Source organism: Ramlibacter ginsenosidimutans, assembly GCF_016654015.1.
GTDB classification, from domain to species: domain Bacteria; phylum Pseudomonadota; class Gammaproteobacteria; order Burkholderiales; family Burkholderiaceae_C; genus Ramlibacter; species Ramlibacter ginsenosidimutans.
The window spans coordinates 101,666-117,777 of record NZ_JAEPWM010000002.1 but is presented as its reverse complement, the minus strand read 5'-3'; the positions used below and the strand labels follow the sequence as shown (position 1 = coordinate 117,777).

General features: G+C 69.5%; 14 protein-coding genes. 10 read left to right on the top strand and 4 right to left on the bottom strand.

The window, feature by feature from the left end; all coding sequences use genetic code 11:
• The first annotated feature begins 91 nt into the window (after positions 1–91).
• Together JJB11_RS06450 and fusA are read left to right on the top strand one after the other, a co-directional pair.
• Positions 92–937 carry an EamA family transporter gene (locus JJB11_RS06450; protein ID WP_201167402.1) on the top strand — a complete coding sequence of 282 codons (846 nt, stop codon included), beginning with the start codon at positions 92–94 and terminating at the stop codon, positions 935–937.
• A gap of 118 nt (positions 938–1,055) precedes the next feature.
• Positions 1,056–3,143, top strand: a complete 2,088-nt coding sequence (fusA, locus tag JJB11_RS06445) for an elongation factor G (protein WP_201167400.1) — start codon at positions 1,056–1,058, stop codon at positions 3,141–3,143.
• A 28-nt stretch (positions 3,144–3,171) separates the two neighbouring features.
• On the opposite strand, the gene JJB11_RS06440 is transcribed toward fusA, so the two are convergent.
• Both JJB11_RS06440 and JJB11_RS06435 read right to left on the bottom strand, forming a co-directional pair.
• Positions 3,172–4,983, bottom strand: coding sequence for a DUF6600 domain-containing protein (locus JJB11_RS06440; RefSeq protein ID WP_201167398.1), 1,812 nt, complete (start codon positions 4,981–4,983; stop codon positions 3,172–3,174).
• Between the two features lie 174 nt (positions 4,984–5,157).
• Positions 5,158–5,421, bottom strand: coding sequence for a hypothetical protein (locus JJB11_RS06435; RefSeq protein ID WP_201167396.1), 264 nt, complete (start codon positions 5,419–5,421; stop codon positions 5,158–5,160).
• Positions 5,422–5,483: 62 nt separating this feature from the next.
• Here JJB11_RS06435 and JJB11_RS06430 point away from each other — a divergent pair, with 62 nt between their 5' ends.
• The 5 genes from JJB11_RS06430 to JJB11_RS06410 all read left to right on the top strand — a co-directional run bounded on the left by JJB11_RS06430 (position 5,484) and on the right by JJB11_RS06410 (position 10,292).
• Positions 5,484–6,551, top strand: coding sequence for a hypothetical protein (locus tag JJB11_RS06430; RefSeq protein WP_201167394.1), 1,068 nt, complete (start codon positions 5,484–5,486; stop codon positions 6,549–6,551).
• Between the two features lie 28 nt (positions 6,552–6,579).
• Complete coding sequence (locus JJB11_RS06425; RefSeq protein ID WP_201167393.1) at positions 6,580–7,344, top strand: fumarylacetoacetate hydrolase family protein; 765 nt, start codon at positions 6,580–6,582, stop codon at positions 7,342–7,344.
• 35 nt (positions 7,345–7,379) lie between these two features.
• A complete protein-coding gene (locus tag JJB11_RS06420) occupies positions 7,380–8,633 on the top strand; it encodes an MFS transporter (protein WP_340643136.1) in 1,254 nt (417 codons plus the stop codon).
• On the top strand, positions 8,630–9,106 hold the full coding sequence (locus tag JJB11_RS06415) for an FKBP-type peptidyl-prolyl cis-trans isomerase (RefSeq protein ID WP_201167390.1): 477 nt from the start codon (positions 8,630–8,632) through the stop codon (positions 9,104–9,106). The genes JJB11_RS06420 and JJB11_RS06415 overlap by 4 nt, the downstream gene beginning before the upstream one ends.
• Positions 9,107–9,245: 139 nt before the next feature.
• Complete coding sequence (locus JJB11_RS06410) at positions 9,246–10,292, top strand: pirin family protein (RefSeq protein WP_201167389.1); 1,047 nt, start codon at positions 9,246–9,248, stop codon at positions 10,290–10,292.
• 44 nt (positions 10,293–10,336) lie between these two features.
• On the opposite strand, the gene gap is transcribed toward JJB11_RS06410, so the two are convergent.
• Both gap and tkt read right to left on the bottom strand, forming a co-directional pair.
• Positions 10,337–11,338 (bottom strand): type I glyceraldehyde-3-phosphate dehydrogenase, encoded by a 1,002-nt coding sequence (gap, locus tag JJB11_RS06405; protein WP_201167387.1) that lies wholly within the window; start codon positions 11,336–11,338, stop codon positions 10,337–10,339.
• Between the two features lie 25 nt (positions 11,339–11,363).
• Positions 11,364–13,385 carry a transketolase gene (gene tkt, locus JJB11_RS06400; protein WP_201167373.1) on the bottom strand — a complete coding sequence of 674 codons (2,022 nt, stop codon included), beginning with the start codon at positions 13,383–13,385 and terminating at the stop codon, positions 11,364–11,366.
• Between the two features lie 188 nt (positions 13,386–13,573).
• Between tkt and JJB11_RS06395 the strand changes: the two genes are divergently transcribed.
• Genes JJB11_RS06395 through JJB11_RS06385 form a run of 3 tightly spaced genes read left to right on the top strand, consistent with a single transcriptional unit; the run spans position 13,574 to position 16,067 of the window.
• Positions 13,574–13,951 carry an S-adenosylmethionine decarboxylase family protein gene (locus JJB11_RS06395; protein WP_201167370.1) on the top strand — a complete coding sequence of 126 codons (378 nt, stop codon included), beginning with the start codon at positions 13,574–13,576 and terminating at the stop codon, positions 13,949–13,951.
• Between the two features lie 19 nt (positions 13,952–13,970).
• The gene (gene murU / locus JJB11_RS06390; protein ID WP_201167367.1) at positions 13,971–14,651 is read left to right on the top strand and encodes an N-acetylmuramate alpha-1-phosphate uridylyltransferase MurU; all 681 of its coding nucleotides are present in this window, start codon (positions 13,971–13,973) and stop codon (positions 14,649–14,651) included.
• Between the two features lie 18 nt (positions 14,652–14,669).
• The gene (locus JJB11_RS06385) at positions 14,670–16,067 is read left to right on the top strand and encodes an aminopeptidase P N-terminal domain-containing protein (protein ID WP_201167364.1); all 1,398 of its coding nucleotides are present in this window, start codon (positions 14,670–14,672) and stop codon (positions 16,065–16,067) included.
• Positions 16,068–16,112 lie beyond the last annotated feature (45 nt).

Sequence of the window (16,112 nt, the reverse complement as noted above, 5' to 3'; positions counted from 1 at the left end):
GACGAAGGGCCGCTGCGGGAAAATCCTAGCGCCAATGCGCGGCCAGCGGGGCCGTTTGCGCCATGATCCCGACCGTCGTCTCTTCCAAGCCATGATCCTCAGCTGGCCCGTCGCGCTCGCCGTCCTGTTCGGCGCCCTCCTGCACGCGGGCTGGAATGCGCTCGTGAAGTCGTCGGCCGACAAGGCGCTGGACACGGCGCTGATCAACCTGCTCGGCGGCGCGATGTGCCTTCCGCTGCTCGGCCTCGCGGGCGGCCCAGCGGCGGCGGCGTGGCCCTGGCTGCTGGCCTCGGCGGCCGTCCACATCGGCTACTTCAGCCTGCTGGTCTCGGCGTATCGCCACGGCGAACTGTCGCTCACCTATCCGCTGATGCGCGGCGCCGCGCCCCTGCTGGTGGCGCTGGCCTCGTTCACGGCGTTTGGCGAAGCGCTGTCGCCGCTCGCCTGGGCTGGCGTGCTGGCCGTGTGCGGCGGCGTGCTCGTGCTCGGCTTTGCGCGGCACAGCCTGGAGTCGGGACGCGCCGTCGCCTTCGCGCTCGCGAATGCCGTGGTGATCGCCAGCTACACGGTGCTCGACGCCCACGGCGTGCGCGCGAGCGGCAACGCCGTAGGCTATGTCGCCTGCGTGTTCCTGCTCAACGCACTGCCCTTCGGTGCGATCGTGCTGGCGCGCAATGGCTGGACAGCGCTGCGGGCGCATGCCGGTCGGCGCGCGCACTACGCCCTGGCGGGAGCCGCCGCCTCGGTCGGCTCGTACGGGATCGCCCTGTGGGCCATGACGCTGGCGCCGGTCGCCACGGTCGCGGCCCTGCGCGAAACGTCCGTACTGTTCGCGGCGCTGCTGGGCGGATGGCAGCTGCGCGAGCGCTTCACCGCCAGGCGTGCACTCGGCACGGCGGCCATCCTGGCGGGCGTCGCCGCACTGCGCCTGGGTTGACGCAGCTGCCGTCGGGCAGGCGCCCGTAGGAGAGCGCCGCCGCACGTGTCGGACGCGGTGGACTCGACAGCGCATGCGCGTTCTCCCTGCGTTGCGGGGTGCAGGCGAGCTGCGTAGGATGGTCGTCCCGCGTTCGCGAAGGAGGCTTTCCGTGGCAACCCATCGTGACATCGCCTCGCGGCGCACCCTGGCCCTGGTCGGGCCGAGCGCCGCCGGCAAGACCAGCCTGGCGGAAGCCTTGCTGTGGAAAGCCGGGGCGGTGGGCGCGCCCGGCAGCGTAGAGAAGGGCTCCACGGTGTCCGACCAGGACCCGCTGGAGAAACGGGCGCAGCGCTCGCTCAACACGACGCTGATGCACTTCGAGCACCGCGACATCACCACCCACCTGGTGGACACCCCCGGCGCGCCCGACTTCCTGGGCCAGTCGCTGCCCGCCCTGGAGGCCGTGGAGACCGCAGCCGTCGTGATCAACGCAGCCACCGGCATCGAGCCGATGGCGGTGCGCATGATGGAGTGGGCGAAGCAGCGCGAGCGCGACCGCATCATCGTGGTGAACAAGATCGATGCGCAAGGCGTGAACCTGCAGGCGCTGCTGGGGCAGATCCAGGCCACCTTCGGCAAGGAATGCCTGCCCGTGAACCTGCCCTCGCAAAAGGGCGAGCGGGTGCTGGACTGCTTCTGGAAGCTGACCGACGAGGGCCCGCCGCCGGACTTTTCCTCGGTCGAGCAGGCGCATCGCGCGCTGGTCGAGCAGGTGGTGGAAGTCGACGCGGACTTCGTCGAGCGCTATTTGAACGACGGCGACGTGGCGCCCGAGGAATTGCATGCGCCGCTGGAGCAGGCGCTGCGCGAAGGGCATCTCGTGCCGGTCTGCTTCGTATCAGCGCGCACCGGCGCCGGCGTGCCCGAGCTGCTGGACGTCATCGAACGCCTGTTGCCCGATCCGACCGAGAGCAACCCGCCGGCCTTCCTCGAAGGCGAAGGCGAGGCCGCCCGCCCGATCGATGCGGTCAGCGACCCGGACAAGCACGTGCTGGCGCACGTCTTCAAGATCGCGCAGGACCCGTACGTGGGCAAGATGGGCGTGATCCGCGTGCACCAGGGCACCATCACGCGCGACAGCCAGCTGTACGTGGGCGATGGGCGCCGCCCTTTCAAGGTGGGCCACCTCTTCATGCTGCAGGGCAAGGAGCTGAACGAGGTGGCGAAGGCGGTTCCGGGTGACCTCTGCGCGATCGCAAAGGTGGAGGATCTGCATTTCGACGCCGTCCTGCACGACGCCGCGGAAGATGCGCACATCCACCTGAAGCCGCTGCAGTTCCCCGTGCCCGTGCACGGGCTGGCGATCACGCCCAAGCGCCGGGGTGACGAGCAGCGCCTGCACGACATCCTGTTGAAGCTGGTGAGCGAGGACCCGTGCCTGAAGGTGGAGCACGTTGCCACCACCAACGAAACGGTGGTGTACGGACTGGGCGAGCTGCACCTGCGCACGCTGCTGGAGCGCCTGACGGAGGTGCACGGCTGCCAGGTGGAGACGCGGCCGCCCCGCATCGCCTACCGCGAGACCATCACGGGCCATGCGGAAGGCCACCACCGGCACAAGAAGCAGACCGGCGGAGCCGGCCAGTTCGGCGAGGTATTCCTGCGCGTGGAGCCGTTGCCGCGCGGCACCGGCTTCCAGTTTGCCGACGAGGTGAAGGGCGGCGCGATCCCGCACAACTTCATGCCCGCCGTGGAGAAGGGCGTTCGCCTGGCGATGGAGCAGGGCGTGATCGCCGGCTATCCGGTCGTGGACTTGAAGGTCACCGTCTACGACGGCAAGCACCACACGGTGGACAGCAAGGAGATCGCCTTCATCCAGGCGGGCAAGAAGGCGCTCATCGAGGCCGTCCAGGCCGCTCGCCCCTGCGTGCTGGAGCCCATCGTCGACGTGGAGATCTCTGCGCCCGAGCAAAACATGGGCGACATCACGGGCGACCTCGCGGCCCGCCGCGGCCAGGTGAGCGGGACGCAGGGCGCGAACGACGGTGCGCTGACCGTGCTGGCGCAGGCGCCGCTCTCTGAGCTCGCGAGCTACCAGTCGCGGCTCAACTCGCTCACCGGCGGCCAGGGCCGCTACACGATCGCCTTCAGCCACTACGAGCCGGTGCCGCCGGGCGTGCAGGCGCAACTGGCCTCGCAATACAAGCTGAAGGACGAGGCCTAGCGCCCGCGCGGCGCCTGAACGACGACGACTAGCGTTCGCGCGGCCCGCGGTGCTCTGCGGCGTACGGCTCGCCGCGTGCCTGCTGCGGCTGCGCGTGGCTCGCGGCCGCTGCATGCGCCGGCGTCAGCGGCGCAGCTTGCTGCGCGCGTTCGTGACGCACCACGGCCTGCGCCTGCTGCCGCGGGACCGGAACGGGCTGGGCGGGCTGGCGCGCGGACTGGCGCCACATGCGCGGGGAAGGACGGCGGCTCGCGTCGAAGTCGCTGCCCGGCTGCTCGTTCTGCACGCGGCCGGCTTCGCGCTGCGGCGTTCCGGAATCCACGCGCCCGGCGTCGCGTTGCCGCGTGCCCGAGTCCACCCGGCCGGCGTTGCCCTGCTGGTGCGTGCGTCCCTCGGCCTGGCTGCGCATCTGCTCGCGCGCATCGTGCTGGGCCTGCCATTGCAGGCGGTCCTGTTCCTGCTGCGCGCGGTACTGGTCGCGCACTGCAGGCGGCACGCCATTCGACTGCGGCGCGTCGGTCCGCATGCCGGGGGCGGTCGCGCGCGGACGCGGCGTGGCGTCATGGAGGGGCCGACCGGGCGCGGCGCCGGGACGGCCGCGCTCGATCGTCTGCGGCGCGACCGGCTGCCACACGCGCTCGACGGAACGGCCGTGGCGGAAGTCCTCGTCGCGCACGCTCGTGACCGCCACCGGGTGCTGGCGCCAGTAGTGGTTGCTGAAGTTGCGCGGGTAGGCGGCGAGGTTGATGCGGTAGTTGGCGGCGCTCACGTAGCGCGTGCTGCTGCGGTACCAGGGCCACCAGGCCTCGCCCGGCGCCAGCGGATACCAGCCCACGGCCGGCCCGCTGCCGATGGTGAACGTGGCGCCGCCGACGAAGGCGACCAGCGCCGGCGCGTACACCGGGCGCGGCGTCAGCCGTCCCGGCACCCAGGCCCAGCGGTTGCCGATCATCGTCCAGCGGCCGTAGTGGAAGGGGGCGAAGCCCCAGGGCGCGTCGTCGATCCAGGTCCAGCCCCAGGGAGCGATCCAGGACCAGTGGCCATAGCGGTAGGGCGCCCAGTTGGCGACAGCCACGGCCGGATACCAGACCGCGCCGTACTCGGGCTCCTGCGCCCAGGTGCCGTAGGAATCGAGCTGCGTTGCGCCCACCACGCCGCGCGGCACGAAGCGCGTGGCGATCGCCTCGTCCTCCTGCCGGTTGCGCTCGTCGGCCCAGGCGGCGAAGGCGTCGTCCGCATAGGGCGGCGCACTCACCTGGGCGAGGAAGCGGCCGGCGAAGACGGCCTGTTGCGAGGTGCCCAGGTTGATCGACTGTCCGCCCTCGCCGAACACGGCGACGACGCCGCTGCGCACGATCACGCGCGTCTGCTGCGCCTGCGGGTCGACGTCGACGCGGAAGTCGCTGCGCTGCAGGGCGCGCACGGCGACATTGGGCGTATCGACCTCGAAGTTCTCGCCGGCGACCACTTCCCGCACGTGCGCATGGATGCTGCCTTGCTGCAGCATGAACTGCGCTGCATGCTCGTCGAGGTCGCTCAGGCCCAGGTGCGCCTCGCTGTTCACGTGCACGGTGGCCGTCCCGAGCTGCAGTTCCGCGCGGGCACCCGCGTCCGTCCACAGCCGGTCGCCGGGCGTGAGCGGCCGGTTGGGCGGCAGGTCCTGCCACTCTTCCTCGCCCTGCGGGGCGAACACCACGCTGCCTAGCCGCTGGCTCACGTAGGCGACGCGTGCGGGCGGATCGGAAGTGTCCTGGGCGCGGGCCGGCGCCAGGAAGCAGCACAGGGTGAGCACCGCCAGCCAGGGCAGCAAGGACGGGGCGCGGGAGGCGACGGACGGCATGATGTTCCTCGTTCGGCGAACGCTCTTTCAACGCGCGAGGTTGGGGCCGGGGGGTAAAGGACTCGTAAATTAGGCAACGCTCCACCGCCGCCGCCGGGAGGCACGTGACTTTTTAACGCGCGGACGCGGAGAACGCCAATCGCGGCAGATGGGCCGATCCCGCGGGGGTGGAACTCAGGCCCATTGGAACAGGCTGCCCCAGCCGGTGATCGCCGCGGGCGAGCCGGTGCTGCACGTCGGACGGTCCCTCTCGCCGCGGCCGAAAGCTTCGTGGCCCTCCTGGTGGCGGAGCATCGAAGCCAGGCGCTCCGGCAAGCGCTGCGCAAACTTTCTTCTCCGTCGTTCCGCCCCTTCGAAGGTATCGGCGCCTGTCTCCACCTTGCCTGCGCTCGCCGGCGACTCCATCCATTTTGGGCAAAAGCGTTTCGCCTTGAGCATCGCGGCGCAGCAGGCGTAGGCTGCACGGTCCAGCAGTCAGAACAAACCGAAGGAGAGACACCATGGCCAGGATCCTCATGATGGGAGCGTCGTACGGCTCCCTGCTCGCGTCCAAGCTCCTGTTCGGGGGCCACGAGGTCAAGCTCGTGTGCCTGCCGGCCGAAGCGGACCTGATCAACGCCGAAGGCTTCCGCGTGCGCATGCCCGTGCGCGGACGCGCGCAGCCGGTGGAGATCGATTCGCGCAAGCTGCCCGGAAAGGTGTCCGCCGCGGGCACGGGCGACGTGAATCCCGCCGACTACGACCTCGTCGGCCTTGCGATGCAGGAGCCGCAGTACCGCTCCCCCGGCGTGCGCGAACTGCTCGATGCGGTGGCGCGCTCGCGCGTGCCCTGCATGTCGATCATGAACATGCCGCCGCTGCCGTACCTGCGGCGCATCCCCGGGCTCGACGCCGAGGCGCTGCGGCCCGCCTACACCGAAGCCAGCGTCTGGGACAACTTCGAACCCGGCCTGCTGACCCTGTGCAGCCCCGACCCGCAGGCCGTACGGCCGCCGGAGGAGAAGGTCAACGTGCTGCAGGTCACGCTGCCGACCAACTTCAAGGCGGCCCGCTTCGAGGACGAAAAGCACACGGCGCTGCTGCGCAAGCTGGAGGCGGACATCGACGCCGTGCGCTTCCCCGCGCCCGAGGGGCCGATCGAGCTGCCGGTGAAGCTGCGCGTGTCCGATTCCATCTTCGTGCCGCTCGCCAAGTGGTCCATGCTGCTGGCGGGCAACTATCGCTGCATCACGCCGGACGGCATGCGGACGGCGCAGGAGGCAGTGCATTCCGACCTCGCCGAATCGAAGTCGGTGTACGACTTCGTGTTCGATGTCTGCGTGCGGCTGGGAGCGAGCCCCGCCGAGCTCGTGCCGTTCGAGAAGTACGCCGCCGCCGCTGCGAGCCTCACGCGCCCGGCTTCCGCGGCGCGGGCGCTGAACAACGGGGCGCCGTACATCGAGCGTGCCGACAAGCTGGTGCAACTGGTCGCGCGGCAGCTGGGGATGCGGCATCCGGTGGTCGACCGCATCGTGGATCTCGTGGACACGCGGCTGCACGCCAACCGGGAGAAGGCGAAGAACAAGTAGCATTCGCCCCGCACCACAAGGAGTCTGCATGTCCACCCCGGTCCAGGCCGTGGCGGAGGCGCTGGTCGCAGCGCACCGCCAGCAGCGCACCGTCGCCGCTGCCCCGTTCGAGTCCCTACTGCAGGAGGCCGGCCAGGCCTATGCGGTGCAGGAGGAGGTCGCGCGCACCATGCGCTGGTTCGACCGGCCCGTGCCGCAGCACTGGAAGTCGGGTGGCCCCTCGCGCACCGGGACGCTCACGCACGCCGGGCTGCCGCCACAGCACGTGTGGGCAAGCCCCGCCGACGCGAGCGGCACGCACTTCAACTGGCGGCTGATCGAGGCCGAGGTGGCCGTGCGCCTCGCGCGCGACGTGAGCCCGGCTGACGCCCAGGCCTTCGATGCAGCGAGGACGGCGCAGTGGCTGGACGGCATGACCGTCTCGATCGAGATCGTCGACTCGCGCTGGGAGAACCGCGCGGCCAGCGCGCTGCTCAAGCTGGCGGACCTGCAGTCGCACGGTGCGCTGGTCCTTGGCCAGTGGCGGCCGCTCGAGGCGCGCGACTGGGCGCAGCAGGCCTGCACGGTGCAGATCGGCACCGCAGCGCCGCAGTCCTTCCGCGGCACCTATGCGCTCGGCGACCCGGTGTGGCTGCTGCCGACCTGGCTGCGGCACGTGACCCGCCAGGGTGCGACCGTCCCGAGGGGCACTGTCATCACCACCGGGACCTGGTGCGGCATGCTGGAGGCCAAGCCGGGCGAGAAGGTCATGGCCGTCTTCGAAGGGATCGGCGAAGCCGAAGTGCAGCTCTGAGCGGGGCGGGCGCGGACACGCGAGAATCACGCTCCGTGTCTTCCTCCACCGCTTCCGACCGCAGCGCCTGGGCGATGCTGCTGGTCCTGATCTCCGGCTTCGCGCTCAGCCAGGCTTTCCGCACCGCCGCGGGCATCATGGCGCCCGCCTTGCAGCAGGAGTTCCAGCTGTCACCGCAGCAGCTGGGCCTGTTCGCCGCGGCCTTTCACTTCTCGTTCGCCGCCCTGCAGCTGTTCATGGGCATGGGCCTGGACGTCTACGGTCCGCGCCGCACCGTGCTCACCGTGTTCCCGCTGGCCGTCGGCGGCTCCATCGTGACGGCAGCCGCGCCCAGCTACGGCTTCCTGATCCTCGGCCAGGTGCTCACGGGCATCGGCTGCGCGCCCGCCTTCCTGGCCTGCACGGTCTTCATCTCCCGCCGCTTTGCGGGCGAGCGCTTCGCGGCCGTGAACGGCGCCGCGCTCGGCATCGGCTCGGTCGGCCTGCTGCTGACCGGCACGCCGCTCGCGTGGGTGATCCAGCACGTGTCCTGGCGCGCGGGCTTTTACGTCCTGTCTGCCTGCGGCGCACTCGCTTGGCTGGCGATCCTGCTGCTGGTGCGCGATGCGCACGAGGAACACGTGCAGCACCAGCAGGTCGACGTGTCGTCCGCACTGCGCGGCTATGGGGAGCTGTTCCGGCTGCCGCATACGCTGGGCATCGTGACGCTTGCCCTGTTCAGCTACGCCTCCTTCATGGCCTTGCGCGGCCTGTGGCTCACGCCTTTGCTGATCGACCGGCATGGCTTCACGCTCGTGCAGACCGGCAACGTGGCCATCGCGATCTCGGTGCTCGGCATGATCGGCGCGCCGCTGTTCGGCCGGCTCGACCCGGGCGAGCGGCATCGACGGGCGTGGATCATAGTCTGCGCCCTGGCGACCGCGCTGATGTTCGTCTGCATGGCTTTGCGGCCTGCCGCCTGGGTGGAAATGGCACTGGCGCTGGGCATCAGCCTGCTGTCCGGCTTCGGCACGCTGCAGTACGCGGACGTGCGCTCCGCGTACCCGGCGCGCATGACGGGCCGCGCCATGGCCGTGTTCACGATGGCCATGTTCCTGGGCGTCGCGGTCATCCAGTGGCTCACCGGCGGCATCGCGTCGCTGGCCGGGCGCCTGCACGCGGAGCCCTATGCGGCGGTGCTGTCGGCCATCGGCGTCCTGCTCGCGTTCGCCGCACTGGCGTTCCGCATGCTGCCCGCGCCGGGAGGCGCCAGCACGCGCGCGGGCGAGCCGTCACAATCGGCGCCATGAAGATCGAGAAAGACACTGCCGTCACGCTCCAGTACCGCGTGGCGGACGCCAATGGCCGGCTGATCGAGCAGAGCAAGGACCCCATGGTCTACCTGCACGGCGGCTACGACAACACCCTGCCGAAGATCGAAGAGGCCCTGGACGGGCACGATGTCGGCTACGAGACCACGCTGCACCTGCAACCCGAGGACGCCTTCGGCCAGCGCGACGAGTCGCTGGTGCGCGTGATCCCCAAGAGCGAATTCCCGCCCGGCGTGAAGGTCGGCGGCCAGCTCGAGGGCCGCACCGACGACGGCCAGCCGCGCGTGTTCCACGTCATGAAGATCAAGGGCCCCGAAGTCCACCTCGACGGCAACCACCCGCTCGCAGGCAAGGCGCTGCGCTTCACGCTCAAGGTGACCGGCGTGCGCGCCGCCACGGCCGAGGAGATTGCGCATCGGCACGTGCACGGGGAGCATGGGCACCACCATTGAGCTGGGTGGCTGAGTGACGAAGGAGAACGCAGAGGACGCAGAGAAACCCTTTTTTGGATGTTCCTCTGCGTCCTCTGCGTAACCTTTGCGCACTCTGCGTTCCTCTTGACCGATCACCCGCCGCCCTCAAGTAGACGCAATGTCCTCCGCCGTCCTCGCCATCCGCCCGCTCGGGTTTCCCTGGGAAACCGCCGACCCGTTCCTCTTTTGCGCCTACCACGATGACGCCTATCCGCGCGGGAACGGCGCGATGGGTCCGGCGGTGCCGCTGAGCGGGCGCGACATCGGGCAGGACTTCAGCCGCAAGGACGGCTGGAGCATGTACCACGGCGAGACGGTGCCCGGCTTTCCAGCGCATCCGCACCGCGGCTTCGAGACCGTGACTATCGTGCGCAAGGGCCTCATCGACCACAGCGATTCGCTGGGCGCGGTCGCGCGCTTCGGCGGCGGTGACGTGCAGTGGGTAACCGCGGGCAAAGGGATCGTGCATTCCGAGATGTTCCCGCTGCTGAACACCGGCGAGGACAACCCGCTGGAGCTGTTCCAGATCTGGCTGAACCTGCCCAAGCGCAGCAAGATGGCCGAGCCGCACTTCACCATGTTCTGGAACGAGCAGGTGCCGCGCGCGTTGCTGGCCGACGCGCAAGGGCGCCACACCGAAGTGGCCGTGATCGCGGGCCGCTTCGGCGACGTCGCGGCACCGCCGCCGCCGCCCGATTCCTGGGCGGCCGATGCGAATTCCGACGTTGCGATCTGGACGCTGCGCCTCGAGCCCGGGGCCGGCGTGCAGTTGCCGCCCGCGCTGCTCGCCGGCACGCGCCGCACGCTCTACTTCTTCAAGGGCGCAGCCGCCATGGTGGGCGGCCAGTCCGTGCAGGGACCGGTCGCGATCACATTGGACGCGGGCGTGGAAGTGGCGCTTGCGGCCGGCGACACGGTGTGCGAGTTCCTGCTCCTGCAGGGCCAGCCGATCGGCGAGCCGGTGGCGCAATACGGCCCGTTCGTGATGAACACGCAGCAGGAGATCGCGCAGGCGCTGCAGGACTACCGCCGCACGCAGTTTGGCGGCTGGTCCTTCACGGACCAGGCGCCCGTGCATGGCAGCGAGCCGCAGCGTTTCGCGCGCTATCCGGACGGGCGCGAGGAGCGCCCGCCTGACGCCGTGCGGACAACGGCCGCAGAATGAAAAAACGCGCCCCGCTGGGCGCGTTTTTCGTGAAGGGCTCCCGCTTACTTCGCCGCCACCACGCGCACCATCTCCAGGCACTTGTTGGAGTAGCCCCACTCGTTGTCGTACCAGCTCACCAGCTTGACGAAGGTGCCGTCCAGCGCGATGCCGGCGTCCGCGTCGAAGATCGACGTGCGCGCATCGCCGCGGAAATCGGTCGCGACGACCTTGTCTTCCGTGTAGCCGAGGATGCCCTTCAACGCGCCTTCGCTCTGCGCCTTCATCTCCGCGCAGATCTCGGCGTAGGTCGCCGGCTTCTCCAGTTCCACCGTGAGGTCCACCACCGAGACGTCGGAGGTCGGCACGCGGAACGACATGCCCGTGAGCTTCTTGTTCAGCTCGGGAATCACCACGCCCACCGCCTTGGCCGCGCCCGTCGAGGAGGGGATGATGTTCTCCAGGATGCCGCGGCCGCCGCGCCAGTCCTTGTTGGACGGGCCGTCCACGGTCTTCTGCGTCGCGGTGGCGGCGTGCACGGTCGTCATCAGGCCGCGCTTGATGCCCCACTTGTCGTTCACCACCTTGGCGATGGGCGCCAGGCAGTTGGTCGTGCACGAGGCGTTGGAGATCACGTCCTCGCCCTTGTACTTCTGGTGGTTCACGCCGAACACGAACATCGGCGTGTCGTCCTTCGACGGCGCCGACAGGATCACCTTCTTCGCGCCGGCCTGGATGTGCTTCTGGCCGCCTTCCTTGGTGAGGAAGATGCCGGTGGACTCGATCACCACATCGGCGCCGATCTCGCCCCACTTCAGGTTGGCCGGGTCCTTCTCCGCAGTCAGGCGGATCTTCTTGCCGTTGACGATCAGCGTGTTGCCGTCGACGGCGATCTTGCCCTTGAAATGGCCGTGCACCGAGTCGTACTGCAGCATGTACGCCAGGTAGTCCGGCTCCAGCAGGTCGTTGATGCCGACGATCTCGATGTCGGGGAAGTTCTGCACCGCCGAGCGCAGGACGTTGCGGCCGATGCGGCCGAAGCCATTGATGCCAACCTTGATAGCCATTCGATCACTCCTGAGAAACGAAAACCTATTCGGCCCGTTGCAGCGCCGCGCGCACGGTGTCGGCAACGTTTTCGGGCGTGAACCCGAAATGCTTGAACAGCAGATTAGCAGGAGCCGACTCTCCGAAGGTGTCGATGCCCACCACGGCAGCACAACCGTACTTCCACCAGAAGTCCGTCACGCCCGCTTCCACGGCGACGCGCGGCACGCCGGGAGGCAGGACGCCTTCCTTGTACTCGCGCTCCTGTCGGTCGAAAGTTGTCGTACTGGGCATGGAGACCACGCGCGCCGCGACGCCTTCGGCCTGCAGCAGCTCGCGCGCCTTCAGTGCCAGCTGCACCTCCGAGCCGGTGGCGATGATCACGGCGTCCGGCGCGCCGCCGTCTGCATCGGCGAGCACGTAAGCGCCACGCGCGATGCCGCCGAGCTGCGACTTCGGCGCGTAGGGCAGGTTCTGCCGGGAGAGCAGCAGCGCGGTCGGCCGCTGCGCGTTGGCCAGGGCTTCCGCCCAGGCGACCGCGGTTTCCGCGGTGTCGGCCGGACGCCAGACGTCCAGGTTGGGAATGAGGCGCAGGCTGGCGGCATGCTCCACCGACTGGTGGGTCGGACCGTCCTCGCCCAGGCCGATCGAATCGTGCGTGAAGACATGGATCACGCGCCGCTTCATCAGGGCCGCCATGCGGATGGCGTTGCGGCTGTAGTCGCTGAAGGTCAGGAAAGTGCCACCGTACGGGATGTAGCCGCCATGCAGCGCGATGCCGTTCATGATGGCCGCCATGCCGAACTCGCGCACGCCGTAGTTGATGTGGCGTCCCGGCTTGCCGTCGGTCATCACCACGTCGCCGGACTGGTCGAAGCGCAGCGGCGGCGTGCTCTTCGTGTTCGTGAGGTTGGAGCCGGTCAGGTCGGCGGAGCCTCCCAGCAGTTCCGGCAGCGCCGCGGTCAGCGCTTCCAGCGCGAGCTGCGAGGCCTTGCGCGACGCCACCGTCTCCGCCTTCGCATGCGCGGCGGCGATCACGTCGGCTGCGATGTCGGTGAAGTTGTCCGGCAGCTCGCCGCGCATGCGGCGCTGGAATTCCGCCGCGAGCGCGGGATGCGCGGCGCGGTAGGCGTCGAAGCGCTTCTGCCAGGCCGACTCGAGCTCGTCGCCGCGGGCCTTTGCGTTCCATTCGTCGTACACGCCCTGCGGCAGCACGAAGGCTTCGTGGTCCCAGCCCAGCGCCGTGCGCGTGAGCTTGATCTCGTCGGCGCCGAGCGGCTCGCCGTGCGCCTTGGCGGTGTTGGCGCGGTTGGGCGAGCCCTTGCCGATATGGGTCTTGCAGACGATCAGCGTCGGCTTCTCGGCGCTGCGGCGCGCGTCGGCGATGGCACGGTCCACGGCTTGCACGTCATGGCCGTCGATCGGGCCGATCACGTTCCAGCCGTAGGCGCGGAAGCGCGCGGGCGTGTCGTCGATGAACCATGGCGTGACCTGGCCGTCGATGGAGATGCCGTTGTCGTCGTAGAGCGCGACCAGCTTGTTCAGTTTCCACGCACCCGCGAGCGCGCAGGCCTCGTGGCTGATGCCTTCCATCAGGCAGCCGTCGCCCATGAAAACGTAGGTGTGGTGATCGACCACCGCGTGGCCGGGCCGGTTGAATTCCGCCGCGAGCAGCTTCTCGGCCAGCGCCATGCCGACGGCGTTGGTGAGTCCCTGGCCGAGCGGGCCGGTGGTCGTCTCGACACCGGGCGTGACGTCGACCTCGGGGTGTCCCGGCGTCTTGCTGTGCAACTGGCGGAAGCCCTTGATCTCGCCCAGCGGAAGGTCGTAGCCGGTCAGGTGCAGCAGCGCGTAGAGCAGCATCGACGCATGGCCGTTGGAGAGCACGAACCGGTCGCGGTCGGCCCAGTGCGGATTGCCGGGGTTGTGGCGCAGGTGGCGGTGCCACAGGGCGACGGCGATGTCCGCCATGCCCATGGGCGCGCCCGGGTGGCCCGAGTTCGCTTGTTGCACGGCGTCCATGGCGAGCGCGCGGATCGCGTTCGCCATCAGGGATTCATTGGCCATCGGTGGGCTGCTCCGGGGAAGGATCGGGGGAAACCCGCGATTTTAGATGACCCGGCCTGGCGGCCTTGGCTGCGGCGCTTGCGCGCCCGGCATGACACGCTTCGCAGATGCCAAATCCTTCTGTCATTGCCGTCGCCGGCGCCGCAGTCATGCGTGCGCAGCGGGCGTCCTTTGTCATACTGGCAGCCATGAAGGGCCTGCACCTCACCGCCGACCTGTACCGTTGCCGCTGCGAACCCGCCTGGCTGACCGACGCAGCGAAGCTGGGCGAATGGTGCCTGTCGGCCGTGCACGCCGCGGGCCTGCAGCCGGTGGACCAGCTGTTCCACACCTTTGCCGGTGCCGGCAAGGGGCCGGGTGGCGTGACGGCGACGGTGCTGCTGGCCGAGTCGCACGTCTGCCTGCACACGTGGGCCGAGGAGCGCGCGGTCACCTGCGACGTGTACGTGTGCAACTTCAGCGGCGACCACTCGGCCCGCGCGCGCGGGCTGATGGAGGCGCTGGTCGACCGCTTCCAGCCGGAGTGGACGGAACAACGTTCGCTGGATCGGGGCGAGGAGAACTGACATCAGCATTGCACAAGCGATGATCCTGGCGGCGGGCCGCGGCGAGCGCATGCGGCCGCTCACCGACACCTGCCCCAAGCCCCTGCTGAAGGTGAAGGGCAAGCCCCTGGTCGAATACCACCTCGATGCCTTCGCGCACTGCGGGTTTCGCGACGTGGTGATCAACACCGCCTGGCTCGGCGAGCAGATCGAGGACCACTACGGGCACGAGACAGGCGAAGGCGCGCGCATCGTGTACTCGCACGAGGGCCGTGACTTCGGCGGCGCGCTGGAGACCGCGGGCGGCATCGCGCGCGCGCTGCCGCAGCTGGACGAATGCTTCTGGCTGGTGGCGGGCGACGTGTACATGCCCGGCTTCCTGTTCACGCGCGCCGCCTACGACCGCTTTCGGGCCGGCAAGGACGTGGCGCACCTGGTCCTCGTCCCCAACCCGCCGCACAACACGAAGGGCGACTTCGGACTCGATGCGCACGGGCGCGCCCTCAACCAGGCCGACGTTCGCTACACCTATTCGACGGTCGCCCTGCTCCGCCAGGCCTTGTTCGACAGCATTCCCCGGGGCAACCCCCAGGGGCTGAAGGTCCCGCTGGCGCCGCTGCTGCGCGCGGCCATGGACCGCGGGCAAGTCGGGGCGGAGCTCTACCAAGGCACCTGGATCGACGTGGGCACGCCCGAGCGGCTCGCGCAACTGAACGCCTGATTCCGGGAGAATGGGCGCATGAACACCACCGTGCCCACCTCGCTGTATGCCCAGCGCCGCGCCCACATGGCCGCGCAGCTGGGTGGCAACGGCATCGCCATCATCCCGACCGCCCCGGAGCGCCAGCGCAACCGCGACTCCGACTTCCTGTACCGCCACGACAGCTACTTCTACTACCTCACGGGTTTCACCGAGCCGAACGCCTGGCTGGTGGTGACCAGCGACGGCCGCAGCACCCTGTTCTGCCAGCCCAAGGACCTGGAGCGCGAGATCTGGGACGGCTACCGGCTCGGCCCCGAAGCGGCGCTGGGCGCGCTGGGAGTCGATGCGGCCTTCCCGGTCACCGATCTGGAGCAGCAGATGCCGAAGCTGCTGGAAAACCGGGACACGGTGTGGTTCCCCTTCGCCATCCACGAAGGGCTGGAACAGCGCGTGGCCGGCTGGCTGAACCGGGTGCGCGCGCGCGTGCGCTACGGCGCGCTGTGCCCCGAGCAGCAACGCGACCTGTGCGCGGTGCTCGACGAGATGCGCCTGGTCAAGGACGCGCACGAGCAGGACATCATGCGGCGCGCGGCCGCGATCAGCGCGCGCGCCCACGTGCGCACGATGCAGGCCTGCGCGCGCATGCTGCGCGAAGGCAAGGACGTGCGCGAGTACCACCTCGATGCGGAGCTGATGCACGAATTCCGCCTGGGCGGCTCGCAGTACCCGGCCTACAGCTCCATCGTCGCCGCGGGACCGAACGCCTGCGTGCTGCACTACCGCGCCGACGTGGCGCCCGTGCGCGAGGGCGACCTGGTGCTGATCGACGCCGGCTGCGAGCTCGATGGCTATGCGAGCGACATCACGCGGACCTTTCCCGCGAACGGCCGGTTCACCGGCCCGCAGCGCACGCTCTACGACATCGTGCTGGCTTCGCAGGAAGCCGCCGCCGCGGTGACGAAGCCCGGGGCGCGCTTCACCGATCCGCACGATGCGGCCGTGCGCGTGCTGGCGCAAGGCATGCTGGACGTCGGCCTGCTCGATCGCAACAAGGTGGGCAGCCTGGACGACGTGATCGAGAAGCGCGCCTACTTCCCCTTCTACATGCACCGCACGGGCCACTGGCTGGGCATGGACGTCCACGACTGCGGCAGCTACGTGGAGCCGGGCGAGCTGGGGCAGGTGAGCGAGCGCAAGGACCCGCTCTCGGGCGAGACGATCAAGAACCGTCCCAGCCGCATCCTGCGTCCGGGCATGGTGCTGACGATCGAGCCGGGGATCTATGTGCGCCCCGGCGAGGGCGTGCCGGAGCAGTTCCACCACATCGGCATCCGCATCGAGGACGATGCGATCGTCACGCCTTCCGGTTGCGAGCTGATCACCCGGGGCGTCCCGGTCCGCGCCGACGAGATCGAGACCCTGATGCGCGGCTGACGCGGACCTGAGCGCGCGCGGGCGGGAGAGGGCAGGATTTGCTAC

Excerpts from the sequence above, each read along its gene's own strand:
- gap (WP_201167387.1), bottom strand. The coding sequence starts at position 11,338 with ATGGCTATCAAGGTTGGCATCAATGGCTTCGGCCGCATCGGCCGCAAC.
- JJB11_RS06395 (WP_201167370.1), top strand. The coding sequence starts at position 13,574 with ATGAAGGGCCTGCACCTCACCGCCGACCTGTACCGTTGCCGCTGCGAA.
- tkt (WP_201167373.1), bottom strand. The coding sequence starts at position 13,385 with ATGGCCAATGAATCCCTGATGGCGAACGCGATCCGCGCGCTCGCCATG.
- fusA (WP_201167400.1), top strand. The coding sequence starts at position 1,056 with ATGGTCGTCCCGCGTTCGCGAAGGAGGCTTTCCGTGGCAACCCATCGT.
- JJB11_RS06430 (WP_201167394.1), top strand. The coding sequence starts at position 5,484 with ATGGCCAGGATCCTCATGATGGGAGCGTCGTACGGCTCCCTGCTCGCG.
- JJB11_RS06440 (WP_201167398.1), bottom strand. The coding sequence starts at position 4,983 with ATGCCGTCCGTCGCCTCCCGCGCCCCGTCCTTGCTGCCCTGGCTGGCG.
- JJB11_RS06410 (WP_201167389.1), top strand. The coding sequence starts at position 9,246 with ATGTCCTCCGCCGTCCTCGCCATCCGCCCGCTCGGGTTTCCCTGGGAA.
- murU (WP_201167367.1), top strand. The coding sequence starts at position 13,971 with ATGATCCTGGCGGCGGGCCGCGGCGAGCGCATGCGGCCGCTCACCGAC.
- JJB11_RS06435 (WP_201167396.1), bottom strand. The coding sequence starts at position 5,421 with ATGCTCAAGGCGAAACGCTTTTGCCCAAAATGGATGGAGTCGCCGGCG.
- JJB11_RS06425 (WP_201167393.1), top strand. The coding sequence starts at position 6,580 with ATGTCCACCCCGGTCCAGGCCGTGGCGGAGGCGCTGGTCGCAGCGCAC.
- JJB11_RS06415 (WP_201167390.1), top strand. The coding sequence starts at position 8,630 with ATGAAGATCGAGAAAGACACTGCCGTCACGCTCCAGTACCGCGTGGCG.
- JJB11_RS06385 (WP_201167364.1), top strand. The coding sequence starts at position 14,670 with ATGAACACCACCGTGCCCACCTCGCTGTATGCCCAGCGCCGCGCCCAC.
- JJB11_RS06450 (WP_201167402.1), top strand. The coding sequence starts at position 92 with ATGATCCTCAGCTGGCCCGTCGCGCTCGCCGTCCTGTTCGGCGCCCTC.